Genomic DNA, 6,361 nt, shown 5'->3' on the forward strand with positions numbered 1-6,361 from the left:
TCTCGGAGCTGTATGCCGCGGTGAAGGAGCGGATGGACGAGGCGGGTTACAAGGCGGAGGAGGACGACCCGCAGATACCGCAGGCACTGGCTCCACCGTGGGACCCGGACGCGGACGTCCTGCTGGCGGCGCGGCCGGTGCCGTCGCCTGCGCCTGCGCCTGCGCCTCCGGCACCAGCACCCCAGCCGGAGCCGGAGCCGGAGCCGGAGCCGGAGCCCGAGCCCGAGCCCGAGCCGGACGGGATTGAGCCGGAGCCGGATGAGCCCGAGCCGTCCCCGCCGCCGCCTCCCCCGCCGCCGACGCCCGATCCCCCGCCCCGCCCCCGCCGCTCACGCCTGCTCGGACGCGCGGCCAACAGCGTCCGGGCCATCGCCGACCGGCTGGGCCGGACCCTGCTCACCGTCCTGCTGGCCCTGCTCGCCACCGGTGCCGGCGGCTACGGGATCTTCGCCCTCATCGGCGATTCCGCGACCTGCGCACCGTCCCTGGAGCTGCGCGTGCTGACCGACCCCGACCTGGAGCCGGCGATGCAGGCGGCCGCGGACGCCTACTTCGCCTCGGACGCGAACACCACGGACGACGGCTGCCGGCGCGGCGGCGTCACCGTCTACAGCGCCGGGGCCGCAACCGTGGTCAACGCGCTGGGCAAGCGGACCGACGCCTGGCAGCAGCCGCGCGAGGACGACAACCCGCAGCGGGACATCGGCCCCCAGCCGGACGTGTGGATCCCCGCGACCGGCGCCGACGTCGGCCGCGTCACCGCCGCACAGGAGGACCGGGTCTTCGCCCGGCTGGAGCCGGACGCCGAGCCGTTCGCGTATTCGCCGGTGGTGCTGGCCGTGCCGCGGGACCTCGCCCGCACCCTCGGGAAGCCCACCGGACGGTCGCTGGCGGAGCTGGTCGACGCCCTGGAGGGGCTGCCCGGCGCCGCCGAAGTGCACCGCCCCGACCCCGGCTTCACCGGCTCGGCACTGCTGGCGACCGTGGGCCTGTACGGCGACGGGGACGACGTGCGCGGTGCCGAGCGGCGCATCACCCGGCCCGAGCGGCCCGAGCCCTCGGCGGTCGAGCTGCTGTGCACGCTGCCCGACGACGACGCCGTGGACGACCGCGGCGCGGCCCTGGTCCCGGAGTTCCTGCTCAGGAGCGGGGTCGGCTGCCACCCGGCCACACGCGTGCCGCGCACCGCCGCCTACCCCGACGACGTACCCGGCCTGGAACCGACGTTCGTGCGGGTGCGCTGGGATCACGGCGACCTGGACGCGAACGCGCGCGACGAGGAGGCGAACCGCTTCCGCACCTGGCTGACCGGTGCGGAAGGCCGGGCGGCGCTCGGCGAGCAGGGCTTCAGGTCCGCGAGCGGTGACCACGCCCTGCTCGACGCCGGGTCGGCGGATTCCGCCGGTCTGACCGACACCGTCCGCGCGGGGGACTCCGCCGACGCGTCGGATCTGGACGGGGCACTGGAGCGGTACGGCAACGCGCACGGAGCCGGCCGGGTCCTCTTCCTGCTCGACAGCTCCGGCTCGATGGCCGGTCTGTGGGACGGCCCCAGCGGCGGCCCCGGCATCCTGAAGCAGACCCTGCCCGGGCTCGGTGGGGAGGACGAGTACGGGATATGGGCCGTGCACGGCCTCGAGGGCCGTACGCACACCGAGCTGCTGCCCTTCGGCACGCACCCCCGCAAGGACGCCGAGGAGGCTCTCGACACCGGCAAGGTGCGGGACGCGGAGGCCGATCCGCCCGCCGCCCTGCTGGACGCCCTGACGTTCATGCGGGAGCGCGGCGCCAAGGACGAAAGGCCGCAGCTCATCGTGTACCTCACCGACGGCGAGGACGACACCCGCCTGACCGGCGACCGGCTCAAGCAGGTGGTCGACCGGGCCGGGTCCGCGGGCGTGCCCGTGGCGATGGTGACCCTGAACAGCGGGGCCTGCGACAGCGGCCGCCCCGGCACACTCATCGCCGAGGCCGGCCGGGGCCGCTGCCTGGACGCCGGGGACGACCTGGTCCCCGCCCTGCACGACGAGGTCGCCCGCATCGGAACGGGGGAGGAATGACGGCCCGCCGCCTGCCCGCAGCCGTGCTGTCCCTGCTGTCGCTGCTCGCCCTCGCCTCCTGCACCGGCGGTGAGGGGCGAGAGCAGCCGTCCGGCGCCGACGCCTCCACCCGGATCGTGGTGGCCAGCGGCCAGGACGTCACCGGCAAGAACGGCATCCGCCAGCAGCTCATCGACGCCTGGAACACCAAGGAGGGCAGACACGGCTATCAGGCCCGCCTGGTGGAACTGCCCGGCTCCGCCGACCAGCAGCGCAGCCAGTTGCTGGGCGCCCTCCAGTCGGGCAGCGCCGACTACGACGTGGTGAACCTCGACGTGACCTGGGTCCCGGAGTTCGCCGAGTCCGGCATGATCCGTCCGCTGACGGACGCGGCCGTCGAGTCCCCCGAGGACCTCATCCCGTCCGTGAACAGCACGTCGTACTGGGACGGCGAGCGGTACGCGGTCCCCTTCAACAGCGACGCGGGCCTGCTGTACTACCGCAAGGACCATCTGCGGAAAGCCAGTGCCTCCCGCACCGAGCTCAGCGACGGCGTCACCTGGGACGAACTGCGCGATCTGATCGACGCCGTCGGCCCCGAGGACAAGAACGCGGGCTGGACCACCCAGCTCGCCGCCTATGAGGGCCGTACCGTCAACGCGATCGAGGCGTTCGCCTCGGCCGTACCGGACTTCGAGCTGACCGACCGCGACGGCAAGTACGTCGCGACCGAGCAGCAGTTGACGGCGGGTGTGACCGAACTGCGGGGGCGTACGGCGAAGCCCTACACGCTCGACGAGGCCTACGAGTCCCGCGAGGCCGAGTCGCTGAGCGCCTTCGCCGAGGGCCGCACCACCTTCCTGCGGCACTGGCCGTACGTCTATCCCACCCTCTACGAGACCTTCAAGGGCAAGCTCGGTGTGACCCGGCTGCCCGGCAAGGCGGTGCTCGGCGGCCAGAACCTCGCCGTCACCTCGTCCATGACCGGCCAACGGGCCGCGAAGGCCGAGGAACTCATCGCGTTCCTGACCGACCCGGACAGCGAACGCTGCCTGCTGCGCGCCGGGTTCGCCGCGACCCGCGCCTCCGCCTACCAGGAGTCCGGCACCGCCCCCGACTGCCGCCACGCCCCCGCGTACGCCGAGACGCCCTCGGCGTCCCCCACCGGCGAGAGCACGGTCCGTACGCCCCCCGACCGTTTCGCCGACGGCACCAGCTACTCCCGCGACATCCTGTACCCGGCCCTCCGCGAGGCCGTCCGCCGCCCGGTCACGCCCCTGTACGGCGCGGTGAACCGCACCCTCATCACCGAACTCGACGCGCTGTACGGCCCTCCGCGGGGCCCGGGGGGAAGCCGGCCGGGTGACGCGGAGATAGCGAAAAGCCTTGACGAGGCGTTGAAGAAAGTTTTACCCGGTTGAATCTCCTCCCAATGATGTTCACAACTCCTCCATTGCGTACGTGTGTCCCCGTGGGTAGCCTCAATTTCGCACTGACCATGCAATTGAAGTAAACGGGGAACGGGGATGGACTTCGTGAGCGTACGAAGCAAGGGAATTTCTTCCGTAATCGCCTTCGCGATGACCGGCGCGCTGTGTGCCGCCGGAGCGCAGACGGCACAAGCGGCTCCGGCACAGCCGGAACTCCGCGCCGGGGCGGACGAGATCTGCGCGGTCCTCGGGATCGGCAGCGGCGCGGCAGGCCTCACCAAGGCCCTGGCCAAGGGCGCCTCGTGGGTCGGGATCGGCGCCAGCATCGGGTGCTACGCCTACACGAAGGCGAAGGAGGCCACGCCCGCGGAGAGGCGAGCGGCGATGATCGCGTCCTACAAGAAGTACCAGGCCATGAGTGACATCAAGAAGCTCGACGCGCTCGGCTACTACTGCCGCAAGAAGGACACCGGCGGTGGCGGCGGAACGGATGTCGCTCCCACCAACCCGACCGTGAAGGTGGGGTACCGCGACATCAAGATGAAGGGCGTGACGTACAAGTGCACGGCGACCGGGGACTGATCGGCCGTCGCGGCCCGGGCTATGGAGAACGCCTGCTGTTCTCCATAGCGCTGGTCGTGGTGAGTCTGCTGTGGATCACACGGGACATGGCCGTGTGGGCGACGGCGATGTGCGGCGTCGGCGCGGCGGCAGGGGCTCTCGGAGTTTTCTACTTCGGGTGGCGCTATATTCGCGATTCTCGCGCACGCGGGAATTCCAGCTAGTCGCTATTCATTCTTCGGCTTCACATTCTTCGGCTTCACGTCGCATTCGAACCAGACGGTTTTTCCGGGCCGGTCGGGCAGTGGATCCCACCCCCACCGGTCCGTGACCGCGTCGACGATCAGCACGCCTCGTCCGTCTTCGGCGAGTTCGTCCACAGTTGTGGACAGCGGCGGTCGCGGGCAGGAGTCCGTGACCTCCACCCGCACCCCACGCCCGTCCGGCCACCGCGTCATCAGCACCGCGGCGCGCCGGTCGGGCGTGTGGCGTACGACGTTGGCGACGAGTTCGGTGAGAGCGAGGCCGGCCGGGTCGCACAGTTCACTCATCTCCCAGGCCGTGAGATACACCCTGAGGATCCGGCGCAGATGCCGGGCGGAGTGCTCGCCCAGCGTGAAGTCGGTGCCGTATCGGGAGCCCGGGGAGTCAAGTCCTGGCCAGGGCTGGTGGGTTGCGTGATTCATGCCACCAGGGTGGAGTCGAGTGATTACGCTCGGCTACAGACCGAAATGAACGCCGTGCCGCGTTCGGACCTGGGGGTGACCACTCCATGCCCAACATCCGCCGACTCGACCCCACCGCCTCACCGCTGGACTACTTCGGCTCCGAGCTCCGCCGCTACCGCGAGAGCGCGGGGCTGTCCCAGAAGGAGCTAGGGGACTGCATCTTCTGCACGGGCTCTCTTGTCGGCCAGATCGAAACGGCCCACAAGGTCCCGACCAGGGAGTTCGCTGAGCGGGCGGATGCGGCGTTGATGACGGACGGGTGTTTCTCGCGGTTGGTGGGGTTGGTTCTGCGGAGCCAACTCCCGGCGTGGTTTCAGGCGTATGCGGAGATGGAGGCGAAGGCGACCTACATCTCCACGTACCAGGGTCAGTTGGTGTACGGACTGCTGCAGACGCCGGAGTATGCGAGGGCGGTCCTGGCAACCGGCATGCCGGACAACCTCGACGACCTGGTGGCGGCTCGCATGGAGCGCCAGCGCATTCTGAAGGGCAAGCAGCCGCCGCTGACGCTCGTGGTGCTGGATGAGGCGGCGCTGTACCGCCCGATCGGCAGCCACGAGATCATGCGCAACCAACTCGCGCACCTGTTGAGTTTCCGGGACCAGCGCTGGGTGAACATCCAGGTGCTTCCGTTCAGGGCCGGCGAGCACGCCAGCCTCGTGGGATCGTTCAACGCCCTCCGCTTCGACGACGACCCCGAGATCGTCTACACCGAGGACATGATCTCCGGCCATATGACGGCCAACCCCGACACTGTCAGGGAAGCCGCGCGCCGTTACGCTTCCTTGCAGGCCGCTGCCCTCTCCGCGAGGGACTCGGCGGCACTGATCGCGCGCGTGATGGAGGAGCGCTATGGGGAGCAGCCAGAACCTGAGCAACGCGCGGTGGCGTAAGTCGTCGTACAGCGGTAACACCGGGGGCGATTGCGTCGAGGTCGCCGACCTCGGTCTGCTCGGCGTCGCCTTGCGCGACTCCAAGAACCCCGAGGCCGGCATACTCACCGTCTCTCCGGAGGCCTACTCCGCCTTCGTCGCGGCGTCGAAGACGCGCAGCGAGTAGACGTCACTGCTGTTCTCCGAGATCGCGAACAGCTTGCTCTCGTCCGGTGCCCAGGCCAGGCCCGCCGGCGCGAGGGTGTCCGCGCCGCTGCTGGTGCCGGTGTTGGGGAAGTCGTACTGCCGCAGCGGTGTCGAGACACCCGGCTTGAAGACGTGCACGTCCGGGTCGTACCAAGAGAAGGTGCCCGCCGCGACGTCGCCGTTCAGGGTGATGTAGACCGCCTGGCAGTACGGGACGACGCCGCTGGCCGTGACGACATCCTTGCCGTCCGGCGTTACCGCGAGATCCTGGAGGTTGGTTGCCGCCGCCGGTGTCGCGTGAAGGCACTGCAACGGGATCCAGCCCCCGACTGCGGACCTGGCCCGATCCCTGACCGAGCAGAAAGTCGCTGCAATTAGTTGGTAGCGCTATGGGGGCGAGAAGGCGCGAGGTTCAGTACAGCCACGGACCTCTTCGCCGCAGGCGTTCGCGAAGAGGATTCTGGCACCCGAACCGCTGGTCCTGACCTCCTCGCGTACAACTGAGGCCGGGTCTTGTCCTCGAG

Annotated in this window: 7 protein-coding genes; 5 read left to right on the forward strand and 2 right to left on the reverse strand. The window is 70.1% G+C overall.

Going from position 1 to position 6,361, the window contains the following annotated elements; all coding sequences use genetic code 11:
- The 3 genes from ACFTZL_RS39020 to ACFTZL_RS39030 form a co-directional block, all read left to right on the forward strand.
- A partial coding sequence (locus ACFTZL_RS39020; protein ID WP_382593470.1) for a substrate-binding domain-containing protein occupies positions 1–2,060 on the forward strand: 2,060 nt, incomplete at its 5' end.
- Positions 2,057–3,460, forward strand: coding sequence for an extracellular solute-binding protein (locus ACFTZL_RS39025; protein ID WP_382593473.1), 1,404 nt, complete (start codon positions 2,057–2,059; stop codon positions 3,458–3,460). The genes ACFTZL_RS39020 and ACFTZL_RS39025, both read left to right, overlap by 4 nt.
- A gap of 105 nt (positions 3,461–3,565) precedes the next feature.
- Positions 3,566–4,051 (forward strand): hypothetical protein, encoded by a 486-nt coding sequence (locus ACFTZL_RS39030; RefSeq protein WP_382593476.1) that lies wholly within the window; start codon positions 3,566–3,568, stop codon positions 4,049–4,051.
- A 206-nt stretch (positions 4,052–4,257) separates the two neighbouring features.
- On the opposite strand, the gene ACFTZL_RS39035 is transcribed toward ACFTZL_RS39030, so the two are convergent.
- Positions 4,258–4,716, reverse strand: coding sequence for an ATP-binding protein (locus ACFTZL_RS39035; RefSeq protein WP_382593479.1), 459 nt, complete (start codon positions 4,714–4,716; stop codon positions 4,258–4,260).
- An 86-nt stretch (positions 4,717–4,802) separates the two neighbouring features.
- Between ACFTZL_RS39035 and ACFTZL_RS39040 the strand changes: the two genes are divergently transcribed.
- Positions 4,803–5,651: a Scr1 family TA system antitoxin-like transcriptional regulator gene (locus ACFTZL_RS39040; protein WP_382593483.1), complete on the forward strand. Its 849-nt coding sequence runs from the start codon at positions 4,803–4,805 to the stop codon at positions 5,649–5,651.
- Entirely contained in the window at positions 5,611–5,817 is a 207-nt protein-coding gene (locus ACFTZL_RS39045) for a DUF397 domain-containing protein (RefSeq protein WP_382593486.1), read from the forward strand. Before ACFTZL_RS39040 ends, ACFTZL_RS39045 begins: the two co-directional genes overlap by 41 nt.
- On the opposite strand, the gene ACFTZL_RS39050 is transcribed toward ACFTZL_RS39045, so the two are convergent.
- The gene (locus ACFTZL_RS39050; protein ID WP_382593490.1) at positions 5,775–6,149 is read right to left on the reverse strand and encodes a hypothetical protein; all 375 of its coding nucleotides are present in this window, start codon (positions 6,147–6,149) and stop codon (positions 5,775–5,777) included. The two genes, ACFTZL_RS39045 and ACFTZL_RS39050, sit on opposite strands and share 43 nt — an antisense overlap.
- Positions 6,150–6,361 lie beyond the last annotated feature (212 nt).

It is taken from the genome of Streptomyces sp. NPDC056948 (assembly GCF_042674225.1).
GTDB classification, from domain to species: Bacteria; Actinomycetota; Actinomycetes; order Streptomycetales; family Streptomycetaceae; genus Streptomyces; species Streptomyces purpurascens.